Genomic DNA, 15,143 nt, shown 5'->3' on the forward strand with positions numbered 1-15,143 from the left:
CGGCGAGGCTTTTAGTCAATAAGTAAAAAAATGTCCAGTTTGGTTACCCGACCTGGATTCGAACCAAGACAGGCAGAATCAGAATCTGCAGTACTACCATTATACTATCGGGCAATAAATAAAGGGTTGTTTTGCAACCCGGGCAAAGTTACCCAATTTTTATCTTACTTATCAAACGATGGAAGAAAAATATTGCAGAAATTTTCCGCACCTGAAGTATGCAATCCGTTATGGACCTGATCCCTGGTTTTAAAATTCTTCAAAAATTATTTTTTTATTTACCGCTATACCTGCCGTTGTACCCATTGCTACTGCATTGGCAAGCGTTCGCATACGTGTTGCATTATCACCGCAGGCAAAAACTCCTTTTACGGTGGTTTCCTGCAAGGCATCAGTTTTAATATAGCCTTCGTCAGTTAATTGGCAGCCCGGCAATTCCGCAACCAGGCTATGTTGCTTAAAAGGCTGTGGTGCATATATTGCCTTAACGGAAGTTTTTGTACCATCTTTAAAAATGATGTGTTGCACATAGCCATTGGTATGCTCCAATCTGTCAATTTCTTTTTCTACTATAGCAATATGATGCTTTTCAAGTTTACTTTTTTGTTCCATTGAAATTGCTGATGCCCCGTTTGTGTATAGGGTTAAATCGTTTGTCCAGTTTGAAATCAATACAGCCAATTCATACCCATATTCTCTATTGCCGATGATACCGGTTTTTTGATCCCGTACTTCGTAGCCATGGCAATACGGACAATGCAGCACCGATATACCCCAACATGCAGCAAAGCCTTCAATGCCGGGCAATATATCCCTGATACCTGTTGCAAAAATTAACTTGCCGGCATAAAACACTTCTCCTGATGCCAGGTGAATTTCAAAACCCTTTTCATTTTTTATAGCCCTTGTTGCTATAGCTTTATAAAATTGCACGGTATTATATTTCTCCACTTGTTGTTTTGCAAGAGCTGCAATGGCTGCCGGGCTGTTGCCATCCTGCGTAAGAAAGTTATGCGAATGAGGCGTGGACGCGTTACAGGGCGCACCACTATCAATAATTAAGACCTGCCGCAATGCCCTGCCCAAAGTCATGGCTGCAGCAAGCCCGGCATAACTTCCCCCAATAATGATCACATCAAAATTTTTCTGCGTTGTCATTTTTAATGTATTGTTTAGGTTTATTGATTTTGTTTGCCATTATTTTTATCGCCGCATCAACAAACGGAATACCGGCAAATACCATCCAGGGCACCAATAAAACAGTGAGTGAAAAAGTTTGCTGGTACAGTGGCAACGCTGATAGTGGTTTACCCAACAGGTAAAGAATCAGGGTGACAGAAGGATAGATCACAATCCATATTTTAAAAGCTGCCATCAATTTCATTTTTGTTTTCATGTGCATTGTTTTTGTGATATAGTAAATTATATTGAATGCTGATGCAGGTATTTCTGCATTTACCCGGCGCTGAATAATTTTTATTACCCGGTAATTAAAAATTAATATGGTTTAATTATTTGCCCGGTATTAGCCCCGAACACGGCTTTGCGAAAACCATATTCCAGTTGTTGCATGGTAACAGGGATATCTCCGGGGAAAAAAGGAAAATATTGCGGCGAATTTTCAATAACAGTAGGACTCACTGCATTGATACGAATACCGTTTTCTAATTCAATTGCCGCAGCTCTTACAAATCCATCCACAGCGCCGTTTGCTGTTGATGCATTGGCGAAGTGCAATTGTGGTTCATGCGTTAATGCGCCGGTGATCAAGGTAAAAGAACCTTTGGCATTAATATAATGTTGCCCTATAAGCACCAGGTTAACCTGCCCCATTAATTTGCCCTCAATACCTTTACTGAATTCTTTGCCGGTCATTTTTTTCCACGGGCCTACATGGGTGGGGCCTGCTGTACAAATGAGTGCATCAAAAGCGCCCACCTGTTTGTACATGTGTTCTATGGATTCAGCAGCGGTGATATCTACCTGTATATCTCCACCTGTTGAAGCTGCCTTTATCACTTCATGTTCTTTTTCAAATGCACCGGCTAAGTGCTTTCCCATAGTGCCTGTTGCACCTACGATAATAATTTTCATTTGTATAAATTTTAAAAGTTTATTTATACAAAAGTAATTTCAGCAGCAGGTTGCGGTGTAGGACAAAAACCTGGTTGTGCAGGATTTATGCGTACTTGTTTCTGAATGCTTCAGGAGAATACCCGGTATGCTTTTTAAAGAAACGGATAAAATAAGAAACATCTTCATACCCCAGCTGGCCGGCTATGTCTTTAATTTGATTGGGCGTAGCCAACAAGTATCTTTTTGCTTCCAGGGTGATATGTTCATTTATAATTGCAGAAGATGTTTTGCCAATTGTTGCCTTTGTGATCTCATTAAGCTGGTAGGGAGAAAGGCGCATCAGCTCACTGTAATGAGACACCTGCTTATGCGTAGTGATATGTAATTCTAAAAGTGATAAAAACTCTTCCAGCCTTTCCTGCGCATAAGCATTAGTAGTGCCGGGTATCGCTTTAGGATTTTGACTTTGCCTTACCAGTTCGATGAAAAAAATATCCAGTCCCGCTTTTATGGCATCCTGGTAACCTTCTTTCATTTCGGTATACTCTTCTAAAACATAACTCAAAACAGAAAGCAATTTTTTAAACCTGTCATTTCCTGTTTTACAAAAATTTTTATTGCCGGCTTTTCTAAAACGTTGAATGCCGGCTTTGGTAGCAGGCTTATAAAATGCCGCATTAAATTCCAGTAAGTAACCCGTGCAATCTTTTTTAAGCATAAGCTGGTGTACCTGTCCCGGCCTCAGGATAAAAACTGCATTATCACAAACGGTATGCTTTGTAAAATCTATTTCATGCATACCATTTCCCTTTTGTAAAACAAGAATGAAAAAGAAATCATGCCGGTGCAGTTCGTGAAAAAGTTCTTTTCCACCCAGCAGATCTTTAACAGCACGTATGGTAAATTTTTCAGCAGCCGCCTGTTCCTTTTCAGCAATATGTCTTACAGGAATTTTTTTCATTCTGATTTTATTACGCTAAGGTATTTTAAATACAAAAAGAAAAGAGTATAAAAAAAGCAGTTGCTGAAAACTGCAACTGCTTTTACGTGTTTTACGATATGTGACCCCTCAGGGGCTCGAACCCTGGACCTACTGATTAAGAGTCAGTAGCTCTAACCAGCTGAGCTAAGGAGTCATCTTATAAGGACGTGCAATTTACAGTCTTTTACTGTAAACTATTTTGCTTTTAGCAATGTCTCCGCATTTTTTAAAAAATCTGCTTTACATTCTGCAGAACAAAAGCCGTATAATTTTCCTTTGTAGGTGGCAGTGTCTGATACGCCTGCAGAAATGGGCATGCCGCAGGACAGATCCTTTGGTGAATCAAAAGCCAGTTTAGCCAGATCATTTTTCGTGGTGTCTTTTACGGCCATGGGTGCCATCTTTTTTTCAGGAACTGTGGTGTTGGGTTGGTTGCAACTACATGCGGCTGCAATAATTAAAACTCCTGTATATTTTTTCATGGTATTATTTTTATTCCGGTACAAAAATACAGGTTTATACTTTTGCTTGTAACAGTATAAACCTGTAATGATTATTAATATGGTGTTGCGCATCAGAAAGAGAAGCTGATATGCGCCATACCTTTAATTTTCATGTCGGTTTGCCCGGCAGAAAAATCCTGGTTAACGGGTAATTGCACATTTCCTCCTACTGTAAAGTTTTTAAAACTCAGCTCCAGCCCGGCAGCAGCAGCCAGTAAATGGCCTCCTGTTTGTGCTATACTTTGCTTATCTAATGTATTAGCGGCGGAGGTTTCAAATAATACACCTGCATTAGGTATCACGGTAGTATTGCCCTTATTAACAGCATAAGATAAAAACGAGTTGGCAGAAAATTTATTACCAAACACATATTGGTCACTATTGCCGGTATTGATCTTATAAGAAGCCCCGGTATTAATTCCAATTTTACTGATCTTTACATTGTACATCGCATTGAGCATAAAATCGGTACTGGCGCTACCGGTTTGTGTATTGGCAATTGCAACAATGGCAGGATCACCGGCATCGATATTAAATTTTCCGGTAGGCAGTTTAATGCCGGCACCAAACCACACCTGTTGTGCCACAGCACTGCCATTGGCAGCAACGCTGTTTTTTTCAAATACCTTGTAATTAGCCATTACCGCAATATCGCCAATACCATTCTTATTGGTAATGCCATCATCAGAAACCTGGTGAATATAATTATAAGGCAGTATTGCAAGCAGTTGCCATTTTTTTCCAATATTCCAACCGGCCCATAACTCAGCAGTTTTGTAATAATCTTTGCTGAATTGTGACGGTGCATCAGCCATTGTTGTTGTATAGCGCTGGTACTGGTAACGCAACCCGATAAATTTGTGATTGAACTGTGGCAACAAGCCGATATAGTAATTGCCTAATCCGCAGCCGCATATTTCGCAGGCCTTTGTAGCATTATAAGAAAAAGAGAGTACGACTATTGCTAAAATTATTTTTTTCATTTTTATTATTTAAAGATGTATAAAATTGTATTTCCATTACTGCCACTGCAGCAATAGTTATTGCAGTAAGCCATTGCAGCATTCGCTTCGGCTTTTCAAACGTATATCGTTTCCGGTTTTTTGCAAACAGCTCCTATGCTCCATGCGTTATTTACTTTATGGCAGGTAAATGAATGACGTGTAAATCAAAAAAGAGAATAAAACTGTATGGGAATAATTACGCCTGTGGCGGGTGAAAGAAGGAATAAGGAATATCAGTAAGCGGGTAATCCTTTTCTACAGGTACTGCTTTACATGCTATTACCAAAAATATTGTTGCAGTACTATAGAAAAAAGATTTTGAAGATAATACTTCAATTTTATTATCTGATTTTCTTTCGGGGTTTTGCTGATCCTGTTTTTCCTCTTGCTTCAGCTTCTTCATCATCTGGCACTTACCATTACAATGCATTTTAGGCCGGGCCTTATTTTCACAATTTTTTGCAAAGGCGGCTGTATTGCTGTAATAATTAAGCAGTACAAAACCTCCGCTAAAAGCCTGGGCTGTAAATGCAATAATTAAAAATATGGCAGCTATTTGCTTAAACATGGGTACAAAGATAATTGATTTTAAAACCTGGTTTATGATGCTGCTCATAAATGCCGGTAGTTTTTTTATGACAGGCATGCATTTATTAGTTGCTTTCTGTATCTTGAGAGCATGACAGCAAAAACCAATAAGCTTAACCTTTTTGATTTTACCATGATTGTGGTAAGCCTTGTTATTGGCATGGGTATTTTTCGTACGCCGGCCAATGTGGCTAAGGCTTCGCCGGATACCTTTTTATTTTTTGCAGCATGGATTGCAGGTGGTGTGGTGGCATTGTGCGGCGCATTAACCTATGCCGAAATTGGCAGCCGGCTTCCGGTAACAGGCGGGTATTACAAAGTTTTCTCTTATGCGTATCACCCCTCTATCGCTTTTGCCATTAACTGTGTGATATTGGTCAGCAATGCAGCCTCGCTGGCTGCTGTAGCATTGGTGGGCGGAGAATATATTACCGGTATTTTTATTCCGCTGTCAAAAGATGCTGAATGGATAAAAGTTGCTGCCAATGCCAGCTATATCCAAACTATCCATATCATTATTGCTATTACCGCTATAATAATTTTTTACGGCGTTAATTTAGCCGGGTTAAAAATGAGCGCTAAAACACAAAATGTTTTAACAGTAATAAAGATCATTTTAATTTTGTTATTGATAACACCTTTATTTTTTGCGGATAACAGTGCGGTGATGAACCAGGTTAAAACAGCTACCATTTCCCCTACTTTCAGGGAATATATTAAAGCATTTGGTATTGGCCTGGTGGCTGTAAGTTTTACGTATGGCGGTTACCAGCAAACGATAAATTTTGGTGCAGAAGTAGATAAGGCTGCAAAAAATGTTCCCCGTGGTATTTTCTTTGGCATCACTATTATTGTAACCTTATACCTTACTATTAACTACGCTTATATTAAAGTAATTGGTTTTGATACTTTACATCAACCCGAAACAAAAAATATTGCAGCCATCATGGCGTCAAAGATATTTGGTGTAAATGCAGAAAGGATTTTATCAGGTTTTTTATTTTTAAGTGTACTGGCCTATGTAAATGTACTGCTGATGAGTAACCCGAGGGTGATGTATGCTATGAGTGAAGATAATATACTGCCGCCTGTTTTTAAAAAGCGCAATCCTAAAACAGATGTGCTTACGGTTTCGCTTTCGGTGTTTGCCGCTATTTGTATCATCATTATTTTCTGGGCAAAAGAATTTGATAAGATTTTAAGTTTCACCATCTTTCTGGATTGTTCCGGCATGGTACTTTCTGCAGCCACTATTTTTATTTTAAGAAAAAAAACAAAACACCTTGATGGTACCGGCATTTATAAAATGAGGTTATTTCCTGTATTGCCACTTATTTTTATCGCAGCTTATATTTTTGTTGCCATCAGTATAGCACTCGATTACGAAAAAAATGATTACGCAGCATTAACCGGGCTTTCGGTAATGGCAACCTTTACCGGCTTGTATTTTGCGCTGGCACAACTGAAAAAAAAATAAAAGCTAACGTTGTCTAAAAATCTTTATTCATGGATATTTCCTACATCATTAACGAACTGGCCGAAGACAGGGAAAATTATTTCAATGCTGTTTCTCCTCCTATCATACAAAGCAGCAATTTTGTTTTTAAAACAGTAGGTGAAATGCGCAGCGCTTTTGCTGACGAGTACAGCACATATCTGTACAGCAGGGGCAGAAATCCGACAGTAGACATTCTGAGAAAAAAATTAGCGGCATTGGATGGTGCCGAAGATTGCCTGGTTTTTAATAATGGCGCAGCAGCAACTTTTGCAGCCGTACTGGCCAATGTAAAAAGCGGCGATCATATTGTTTGTGTAGATAAGCCTTATACCTGGACGCAGAAACTCTGCAACGACATCCTGCCACGTTTTAATGTAAGCACTACCTATATTGATGGTACTGCTATCGAAAATTTTGAGCGGGCCATCCTGCCTAACACTACATTGATTTATTTAGAAAGTCCTAACAGCTGGGATTATAAATTACAGGACCTGAAAGCCGTTGCAGAATTAGCCAAAGCAGAAGGTATTGTTACCATCATTGACAACAGTTACTGCACACCCATTTATCAGCGGCCCATTGAATACGGTATTGACCTTGCCATGCAAACAGCCACCAAATATATCGGCGGCCACAGTGATACCTTAGGTGGTGTGCTCAGTGGTAAAAAAGAAATGATCGAAAGAATTTTCAACAGCGAATACATGAACATCGGCAGCGGTATACAACCTTTTAATGCCTGGCTATTAATAAGGGGATTGAGAACTTTACCTGCAAGGCTCGACCGTATCACAGCTTCTACCAATAAAGTAGTGACTTATTTAAAAAATCATCCTAAAGTAGAAGGCGTCATCTTCCCTTTTGATGAAAGTTTTCCGCAGTACCAATTAGCCAAACAGCAAATGAGTGGTGCCTGCGGCCTTATGACTTTTATTATTAAAGCAGATACCATTAACCAGGTAGAAAAATTTTGTGAAGACCTTAAACATTTTTTTATGGCAGTCAGCTGGGGTGGCCACGAAAGTTTGATCATTCCAAAATGTTCCGGCATTCAGCCTGCCGCTTTTGATGCCGGCAACAGGGAGCACCGGATGCTACGCTTGTATGTGGGTTTAGAAGATCCGGATTATTTAATTAAAGATCTTGACCAGGCTTTTGAGAGACTTATCTAACCATAGAGAGAGCATTTATATCGTAATAAAAAGGCGGAAGCTGTTTTGTACAGCTTCCGCCTAATTGAATATTACCTTTTTAAAATTTTTTATCTAATTCTTTTTTATCACTTCTTCGGTTACACGATAACCGGTTCCTCCAAGATAGCCATATCGCAAATAAAAAGTCTTTGTAGCAGGATCATATGTATTATTGCATAATCCTGATGAAGACCAGCCTGGAGTATAGCCGGGATTTGAAGACGGCAATCCCGAGTCAAATTGTACAATCGGGCTGATACTACCTGGATAATCGGAAATTGTTACATGCTGTATTGACGTTGAATAAGGATCGTCTACCGAGAGCACTGCGTAATACCCGGAGCTTCCAAGATCTCCCAGTTCAGTAACCAATGATTTATCACTAACCGGTGTTAAAAAACCAGAAGCACCAGTTCGTGTGAATGCTCTTGGCGTAGCAGGATGATAAAAATAACCATCCACATTATAAGACCCAGCCAAAGGATTGCCAATGATGTGCAGATAGGCGGTTCCGGTTCCAGAAGCTTTCTTAACATCACTTGAAGCTCCTGTGATATTTGTAACACTCAAAGGAATCATATAGCTTGTTGCAAGGTCAATTTGATCAGGGTAAAAGATAAGATATATAGGTTCAGAAACTGTATTGCCTGCTTTAATTGTGGTAGTAGTTGTCCTTAAATTAAATTGAGCATTGGTTATTAATGTGTAACGGATTCCTCCTGCAGGAACAGTTGCATTGTATGCAGTTAAAGCTGCATTATCTAATCCAATAGTAACTGTGACATCTTTGTCAAATACTTTCGGACCGGAAAATTCTAAACTGACAGGTATGGAATCAATAGGTTTACTATTATCAAAACTCAAACTACTGTTTCCAAAATTACTCAGTCCTCCATACTGCAAAAAACCGATAATTTTTTGTCCACCGTCGCCAATTGGTGCAGGCACTTCAACTTTATCACATGAGCTTAAAATAATTCCGCAAAAAAATACAGCGAAAAATAGCCTGGTTAATTTTATATACTTCATAATATTGGTTGTTTTTTGTCGAAATAATTATTGTCTTTCAATTTTAAAGATATTTCCATTAAGGCTTATCCCACCAAACCCTGCTGTCCTGGTCATCTTTACCTGAGTAAGGCATTTTGCTTACAGCATCATTAACAGAATTGGGGTTATACGCTCTTTCATTTACGGGGTACACATATCTTCTTGGAATGCCCTTGCCCAGTGCTTCGGCTGTTGGTTGCAATTGCGGAATACCGGTTCTTTTCCATTCTGCCCACGACTGGCCACCATCAGGATATAAAGCGATATAACGTTGCAATGCAATACGGTCAATTTTTGTTGCTGTTACTGCTTTTGAAGTGGCTGGAATTGTATTGGCAGCATTTTGCCCTACTGGAGTAGTAACACCTGAACCCAGGTCGTAATCAACAGTAGAGGAAGACATATAACCGGCAGGTACTGTTAAACCCCACTGTGCATATGAGGCAGTGATAGCCGCTTCATAATTAGCACGTCCGCTTCCGCTGATCCAGCCTCTTTCAATTGCCTCAGCTTTTGCTAATAAAACAATAGAAGCAGGAATGATCACAATAGTTGAAGTAGCTGTACGGAACGAAGCAGCAAGGTTTTTTGAGTAGCCGGGATTTGCTGTTCCAAAACTACGTGCCGCATCATCTGTCATACCATAAGGAAATGCAGTAGATGAAGTACCGAAAGCCGCTTGCCTGGTATCACCTAAGCCAACCAGTATATCATAAAATGTTTTGCATTCGCCAAAATCAGATCTGCCATCATACAAAGCAAAGTAGGGATTCTTTAAATTTCCGCCTGCATAGCTAAGTTGAAAATTATCTGCATTATCTGTAATTCCCCCGGCTGCATTGGCGCTGGCGAATTCTGTTGCTGCCACATCACCTGCATTAGGATACACTTTACTTAAACGCAAAGCCATCAGCATACGTAATGAGTTAGCCGTTTTTTTCCATTTATCAATATCGCCGCCAAAAATGATATCACCTTTTATTGCCGCACCATTTACATCAAATGAATTCACTGCGCTTTTCAGGTCGGTGAACATCTGCGTATAAATGTCTTTTTGTGCATCATATTTAGGTGTTACATTACCGGTAACATTAGCGATCAATGCCTCTGAATAAGGCACATCACCCCATCTGTCGGTTATTGTCCAGATAATATAAGATTTTAGAATTTTTGCAATAGCGATCTGGTTTACGTTAGACCCTGATTGCCCTGCAAACGGAGCCGTTGCCGGATCGGTATTTTTATTAATGATGGTCTGACAATCTGCCATCGGGCCGGAATATAATCCGATAGTGGCACCAGTACCACTTTCATTATATGCGGTCATACTATATTCCACCTGTGGTATACCATATCTTCCTTTATCGCCGTACTGGGTTTGAGTAGAGTACTGGCTATACAATGCGCCAAAGTTGAAAAAATTATCTATTGCGTTGATATGGCCTATCTGCGATTCTACAGTAGTTAAAAGTGCGCCTGTAATAGGTTGTGTGGCACCGTTAGGGTTGATGTTGGTGTTACCAAACTGATCAACCTTGTTGCAACTGGTAGCAATCATTGCGGTTGACAAACCAATCAGGGCAATGTTACGAAGCCGTTGTACATTTTTCATGTGTTTATATTTAATGTTTTAAGTCACATGGAATTCGCCGGTTAACATCTCAGTTGTTATCAACTTTTCTGCTAAGGCTCATTTCATAATTATATTTCTATTTACCGATCGTTTTTAATTAAAACCCAACTTTTAAATTCACACCCAATGATCTTGTACCAGGATACTGGCCATTTTCACCATAGGTATTACTGATCTCTGACGGGTCAAAACCTTTTTGTTTAGCATAGATCAGCCAGGTATTGTTAGATACAATGGAGAAAGTAGCGTTCTTGATATATTTACTCAAGCCCATTTTTTCTACAGGTATTTTATACCCAACACTCACTTCTCTTAATTTTACAAATGTGAGATCATAAATGCTGGCTTCGTTGATCTGGTTGTTTACAAACTGGTGATAGTATGTAAAGGCATCTACATATTTATCCATCGGTTTGCCTGTTGCATCCACACCAAACACGTGTACACCACCGCCGTTTTCAACAGCATCCCTTACAGAATTTCCTTTGTCGTTAAGTGTGGCAGTTTTGGCCATTAAACCTGATTGTGTACCCCAGAAATCAGATAGTGAAAAGAATTTTCCTCCGTGAGAGTAATCAATATTAAAGTTGATGAGGAAGTTATTAAATACAGTAAATGTATTCTGAACACCACCGGTGTAGTCGGGTAAAGCACTACCGAAATCAACATCAGCTTGTCTCAGGTATAAACCATTAGCATCCAGTTGAGGAACACCATTTATTTTTTTAATACCTGTTCCAAACATTTCGCCCCATGGTTTACCTGGTTCGTTAACAAGGTATGCTGCATAGCTGCCGGCGTAAGATCCTGTAGCAGCAGTAAGCCTTGGAATACCCGGATAAATAGATACCACTTCATTTTTGATCAGCCTGCCCCATGTTGCATTGATATCCCATTGAAAGTTCTTAGTCATTACAGGTTTAACATTAAAAGTAAGTTCAACACCTTTTTTTGCAATTTCACCTGCATTGGTCACAAAACTGGTATAGCCACCGGTTTGTGAAGTGCTTACGGTTACAGGGAAGTCTTTGTTGGTTCTGTCCCAGTAAGTAGCACTGAAACCGATCCTGTTTTTAAGGAACCTGAGATCAATACCAATTTCTTTTTCTGTATTTACCGCACCGGTCAGTGACGGAGATACAATAGAATTAGGTTCGCTCATTAAAATGTTACCCAACCATTGTGTACCTAATGTATAATAAGTACCTAACCTGTAAATAGCAAGGTCTTCCACCACTTCACCCCATGAAGCCCTTAACTTTCCAAAGCTCAGTATCTTTTTACTTTTGATCAGGTCGCTGAAAACAAACGATGCACCAAATGATTTTGAATCGATATAGGGATTAGATGCCGGTTGTGTAGACAAATAATCTCTTCTGTAAGATCCTTCCAGGAATGCAAAATTGCGATAGCCCACATCAGCCCTCACGAACATGCCTCTTTGTGTGGATTGTTCTTTATAATCCTTGGCACCATCACCACGCAATGCATTAGTGATCGGGTTTACTGAATTTTCTAACGAATACAGATCAGGATAGCTTAAGCCTCCCATGGTATTGGCCTGAAATTGTTTCAACTGTGTTTTAAGTATGTCAACACCTGCGTTAGCATTTAATGCAAATTCTCTCAGCTTTTTAGTATACGTAGCCAGTAATTCGTAGTTCTGGCGATTGCTGAAACTGCTGGTGGTACCGTAAGCAGCTTTATTACTGTTCAATTCGTATGGTGTTACTGATGTTTGTACACCACTGTTCTGTAATACATCTTTGTAAATGCTTTCGCCAAAAGTGGTCAGCTGATTTTTACGATAAGTGGCTTTTATCTTAAGGTCGTTATTGAACTTATAAGTAAGCCCTATATCGCCAGACAGCCTGTCTTTACGGAAAGTGTTGGAGATATTATCTTCAAATGAATAGAAGTTATACCAGTAGTTGGCACGGTAAGTAGCATTAGGATTTGATGCATCATAGGAAGCAGGGTTATGCAAATTCCATGAGGCCAGTACAGAACCGTCCGGTGAACGCAGGTTCCTTAACTCTTTTAATATTCCCATATCCAGGTCTCTGTGAAACCATGAGTTAAAGCTACCTGTGGTTTGGTTACCATAGCCATCATCATCTTCTGAATTAGACAATTCGGCCAGGTAATTTACATTAGCACTCAGCATCCATTTGCTGCTTAAGTCAACAGAAGTATTTAAGTTTAAAGAATTTCTTTTTAAATAACTGTTGGGTACCACACCTCTTATATCAAGATTGGTATAGGAAGCACGGAGATTATAATTATCTGCTGCTTTTGAAAAACTGAAGTTATTGGTTTTGGTAACACCTGTCTGGTAAAAATCTTTTGCATTATTGGGTTGTGCCACCAGGCTGGTTGTTTTAAAAGCACGTTCGTGCCCGCCATACCATGCATACCATGGAATGTATTCCTGACCGTTCATACGTGGTCCCCAGCTGGCATCATCTTCGTAGTCGGGATAATATTTTCCGTCTAATGCTTTCCATCCTTCAGGATCACCTGGTTTATAACTGTATTTGTTTAATACAGAAGTACCACCACCTGCATAAGAGTTTTGATAATCAGGCAGGATATACACGTTATCAAATTTTACGCCGCTGTTGATCTCGATACCGACACCGTTATTTTTTTTGCCTTTTTTAGTAGTTACTACAATAGCACCGTTTTTTCCCTGCGGGCCAAACAATGCAGAAGCAGCCGGACCCTGCAATACAGAAATATCTTCCACATCATCCGGAATGATATCGGTTGAAGCAGGCATGATTGTACCATCCACTACATACAATGCGCCGGCACCCGGTAACAAACCATTCTCTCCACGCAACCTTACCACAGGAGCTTTGCCCAGTGCCGCACCTGATTGGCTACGCACCTGCACACCGGCTACCTTACCGGCCAGTGCATTATTTACATTGGTTACACGGGCCACGTTCAATTGCTCAGCACTAACGGTTTGTACTCCCGAAGCTGTGCTACGTGCAGTACGTTTGGTATTAAATGCACCGGTTACCACTACTTCTTTTAAGTAAGTACCTGTTTTTTCCAATACGGTGGTAATACTTGTTTGATTACCAACATTCACTGATACATCTTTAAAGCCGGTAGCTGAAATAAGAAGTATAGCACCATCTTTTACCCTGATGGTATAAGCACCATTCACATCGGCATTAACACCGGTCTTTGTTCCGCTTACAAGAATTGAAGCTGAAGGAACCGCAGCACCATCATTATCAATAACCTTACCCGACACAACATGTGTTTGTGCCAATGCACCTGCAAGGTTAAAGAACAACAACAGCATCACTAGTTTAATTTTTCGCATAGTCATTGATTATATAGTTATTGTTTAAAATCATTTAAAATATGCCAACACATATTTCAAACATTTGATTAGGGCATGCTAATTAATCAATAAGATGCTTCGGTAAATTCAATAAAAAACCGACAAAATAAAATAGGTTGTTAAACGGTTAATAAAAATAACTGAAAGTAAAAGCAAGCATTTTTTGACAAGTGCAATTTTCAAATTTGATGAATGCAACTTTTGAAAGACAATCTTTTCTCTTTGTTGAATAAAAAATAAAAAACAGCGTTGAAATTAAAATTTGATTAAAATTTAAAAAAAGAAAGAAAAAGTTATGCAATTGTTATTGCATAAAACATCCTGTTAAATTACTTAAGCGGTAAAATTGGTGCGATAGATTTTTTTAATTTTACAGCAGCCAGAAAAACATACGAAATCATATGCCTGAAAACTTAACGACTGTTTTGAGATTCTCTATTATTGCCGGTAACGCAAAAAATATTGAAGCTATAAAAACTGCATTTAGCGAAATTTCTTTGAGAATAATATTAACACAAACCTATTATTCTGCCAAACCTTCCATCACTTCCCCGATTGACATGGATGCGGTTGATTTTATTGTTGCCGACCAGGCTTCTTTTATAGAACTGGAGGAACAGGAAAGTAAAATTACGGTACCCTTGATTATTTTTACTGACGACTCTTTTGAGCTGCAACCCTTACACAACGTGATTTTCGACACCATACGCATGCCCTTCAATTTAAAGAAAATTGAAAAGACGGTGAGGAAGATAGAGATCATTAAAAAACATTTTGAAGCTAAAATATCAAACCACAATCACGACAATACGGTAACGGGTAACGGCTCAAAAACATTTCTTATAAAAAAAGGCAAGGAGTTTCAGCTGATCAATACCGATGATATCACTTTATTTTACACCGATAATAAGTTGACTTTTGCGTACAACAGTAATGGCAGCAAGTTTATCATTCAATCTACACTTATAGAATTAGAAAGCCAGTTAAGTTCTAAAAGTTTTTTTCGCGCCAACAGGCAATCACTGATCAACAGGAAATACATCAATAAAATAAAGCAATTAGATGAAGGCAGGTTTGAAATAATTATTGATGCAGTAGATTCATTGCACATTGATATTAACCAGCAAAAATTTTCGAGATTGAAAGAATGGATCGAAAACAATTAAAACGGCATGTCTAATCATGCCAAATCAAACTACCATTAATTCGCATTTCGGTTTCATCACTTGTTTTATCGGGTTTAGTAAAATCA

Annotated in this window: 13 protein-coding genes and 2 tRNA genes; 3 read left to right on the top strand and 12 right to left on the bottom strand. The window is 39.1% G+C overall.

Annotated elements, in window-relative coordinates:
- Positions 1-40: 40 nt before the first annotated feature.
- The 9 genes from ACYVM0_RS17760 to ACYVM0_RS17800 all read right to left on the bottom strand — a co-directional run bounded on the left by ACYVM0_RS17760 (position 41) and on the right by ACYVM0_RS17800 (position 5,181).
- Positions 41-114, bottom strand: a tRNA-Gln gene (locus tag ACYVM0_RS17760).
- Positions 115-249: 135 nt separating this feature from the next.
- Positions 250-1,158: an NAD(P)/FAD-dependent oxidoreductase gene (locus ACYVM0_RS17765; protein ID WP_460559158.1), complete on the bottom strand. Its 909-nt coding sequence runs from the start codon at positions 1,156-1,158 to the stop codon at positions 250-252.
- Positions 1,136-1,396, bottom strand: a complete 261-nt coding sequence (locus ACYVM0_RS17770; RefSeq protein WP_460559160.1) for a hypothetical protein — start codon at positions 1,394-1,396, stop codon at positions 1,136-1,138. The genes ACYVM0_RS17765 and ACYVM0_RS17770 overlap by 23 nt, the downstream gene beginning before the upstream one ends.
- 101 nt (positions 1,397-1,497) lie before the next feature.
- The gene (locus ACYVM0_RS17775) at positions 1,498-2,094 is read right to left on the bottom strand and encodes an NAD(P)-dependent oxidoreductase (protein WP_460559162.1); all 597 of its coding nucleotides are present in this window, start codon (positions 2,092-2,094) and stop codon (positions 1,498-1,500) included.
- Positions 2,095-2,179: 85 nt separating this feature from the next.
- Positions 2,180-3,037, bottom strand: a complete 858-nt coding sequence (locus ACYVM0_RS17780) for a helix-turn-helix domain-containing protein (protein WP_460559164.1) — start codon at positions 3,035-3,037, stop codon at positions 2,180-2,182.
- A 101-nt stretch (positions 3,038-3,138) separates the two neighbouring features.
- Positions 3,139-3,212, bottom strand: a tRNA-Lys gene (locus tag ACYVM0_RS17785).
- A 40-nt stretch (positions 3,213-3,252) separates the two neighbouring features.
- Positions 3,253-3,540 (bottom strand): YHS domain-containing protein, encoded by a 288-nt coding sequence (locus ACYVM0_RS17790; protein WP_460559165.1) that lies wholly within the window; start codon positions 3,538-3,540, stop codon positions 3,253-3,255.
- 92 nt (positions 3,541-3,632) lie between these two features.
- On the bottom strand, positions 3,633-4,544 hold the full coding sequence (locus tag ACYVM0_RS17795) for a transporter family protein (RefSeq protein ID WP_460559167.1): 912 nt from the start codon (positions 4,542-4,544) through the stop codon (positions 3,633-3,635).
- Between the two features lie 217 nt (positions 4,545-4,761).
- Positions 4,762-5,181: a hypothetical protein gene (locus tag ACYVM0_RS17800; protein WP_460559169.1), complete on the bottom strand. Its 420-nt coding sequence runs from the start codon at positions 5,179-5,181 to the stop codon at positions 4,762-4,764.
- A gap of 63 nt (positions 5,182-5,244) precedes the next feature.
- On the opposite strand from ACYVM0_RS17800, the gene ACYVM0_RS17805 reads away from it, so the two are divergent.
- Together ACYVM0_RS17805 and ACYVM0_RS17810 are read left to right on the top strand one after the other, a co-directional pair.
- The gene (locus ACYVM0_RS17805; RefSeq protein ID WP_460559171.1) at positions 5,245-6,630 is read left to right on the top strand and encodes an APC family permease; all 1,386 of its coding nucleotides are present in this window, start codon (positions 5,245-5,247) and stop codon (positions 6,628-6,630) included.
- Between the two features lie 29 nt (positions 6,631-6,659).
- Positions 6,660-7,823, top strand: a complete 1,164-nt coding sequence (locus ACYVM0_RS17810; RefSeq protein WP_460559173.1) for a trans-sulfuration enzyme family protein — start codon at positions 6,660-6,662, stop codon at positions 7,821-7,823.
- Positions 7,824-7,916: 93 nt separating this feature from the next.
- On the opposite strand, the gene ACYVM0_RS17815 is transcribed toward ACYVM0_RS17810, so the two are convergent.
- The 3 genes from ACYVM0_RS17815 to ACYVM0_RS17825 all read right to left on the bottom strand — a co-directional run bounded on the left by ACYVM0_RS17815 (position 7,917) and on the right by ACYVM0_RS17825 (position 13,870).
- On the bottom strand, positions 7,917-8,873 hold the full coding sequence (locus ACYVM0_RS17815) for a DUF1735 domain-containing protein (protein ID WP_460559175.1): 957 nt from the start codon (positions 8,871-8,873) through the stop codon (positions 7,917-7,919).
- Positions 8,874-8,931: 58 nt separating this feature from the next.
- Positions 8,932-10,506, bottom strand: coding sequence for a RagB/SusD family nutrient uptake outer membrane protein (locus ACYVM0_RS17820; protein WP_460559177.1), 1,575 nt, complete (start codon positions 10,504-10,506; stop codon positions 8,932-8,934).
- A gap of 118 nt (positions 10,507-10,624) precedes the next feature.
- On the bottom strand, positions 10,625-13,870 hold the full coding sequence (locus ACYVM0_RS17825) for a SusC/RagA family TonB-linked outer membrane protein (protein ID WP_460559179.1): 3,246 nt from the start codon (positions 13,868-13,870) through the stop codon (positions 10,625-10,627).
- Positions 13,871-14,316: 446 nt separating this feature from the next.
- On the opposite strand from ACYVM0_RS17825, the gene ACYVM0_RS17830 reads away from it, so the two are divergent.
- On the top strand, positions 14,317-15,057 hold the full coding sequence (locus ACYVM0_RS17830) for a LytR/AlgR family response regulator transcription factor (protein WP_460559181.1): 741 nt from the start codon (positions 14,317-14,319) through the stop codon (positions 15,055-15,057).
- The last annotated feature ends 86 nt before the right edge of the window (positions 15,058-15,143 follow it).

This window comes from Ferruginibacter profundus (genome assembly GCF_054783275.1).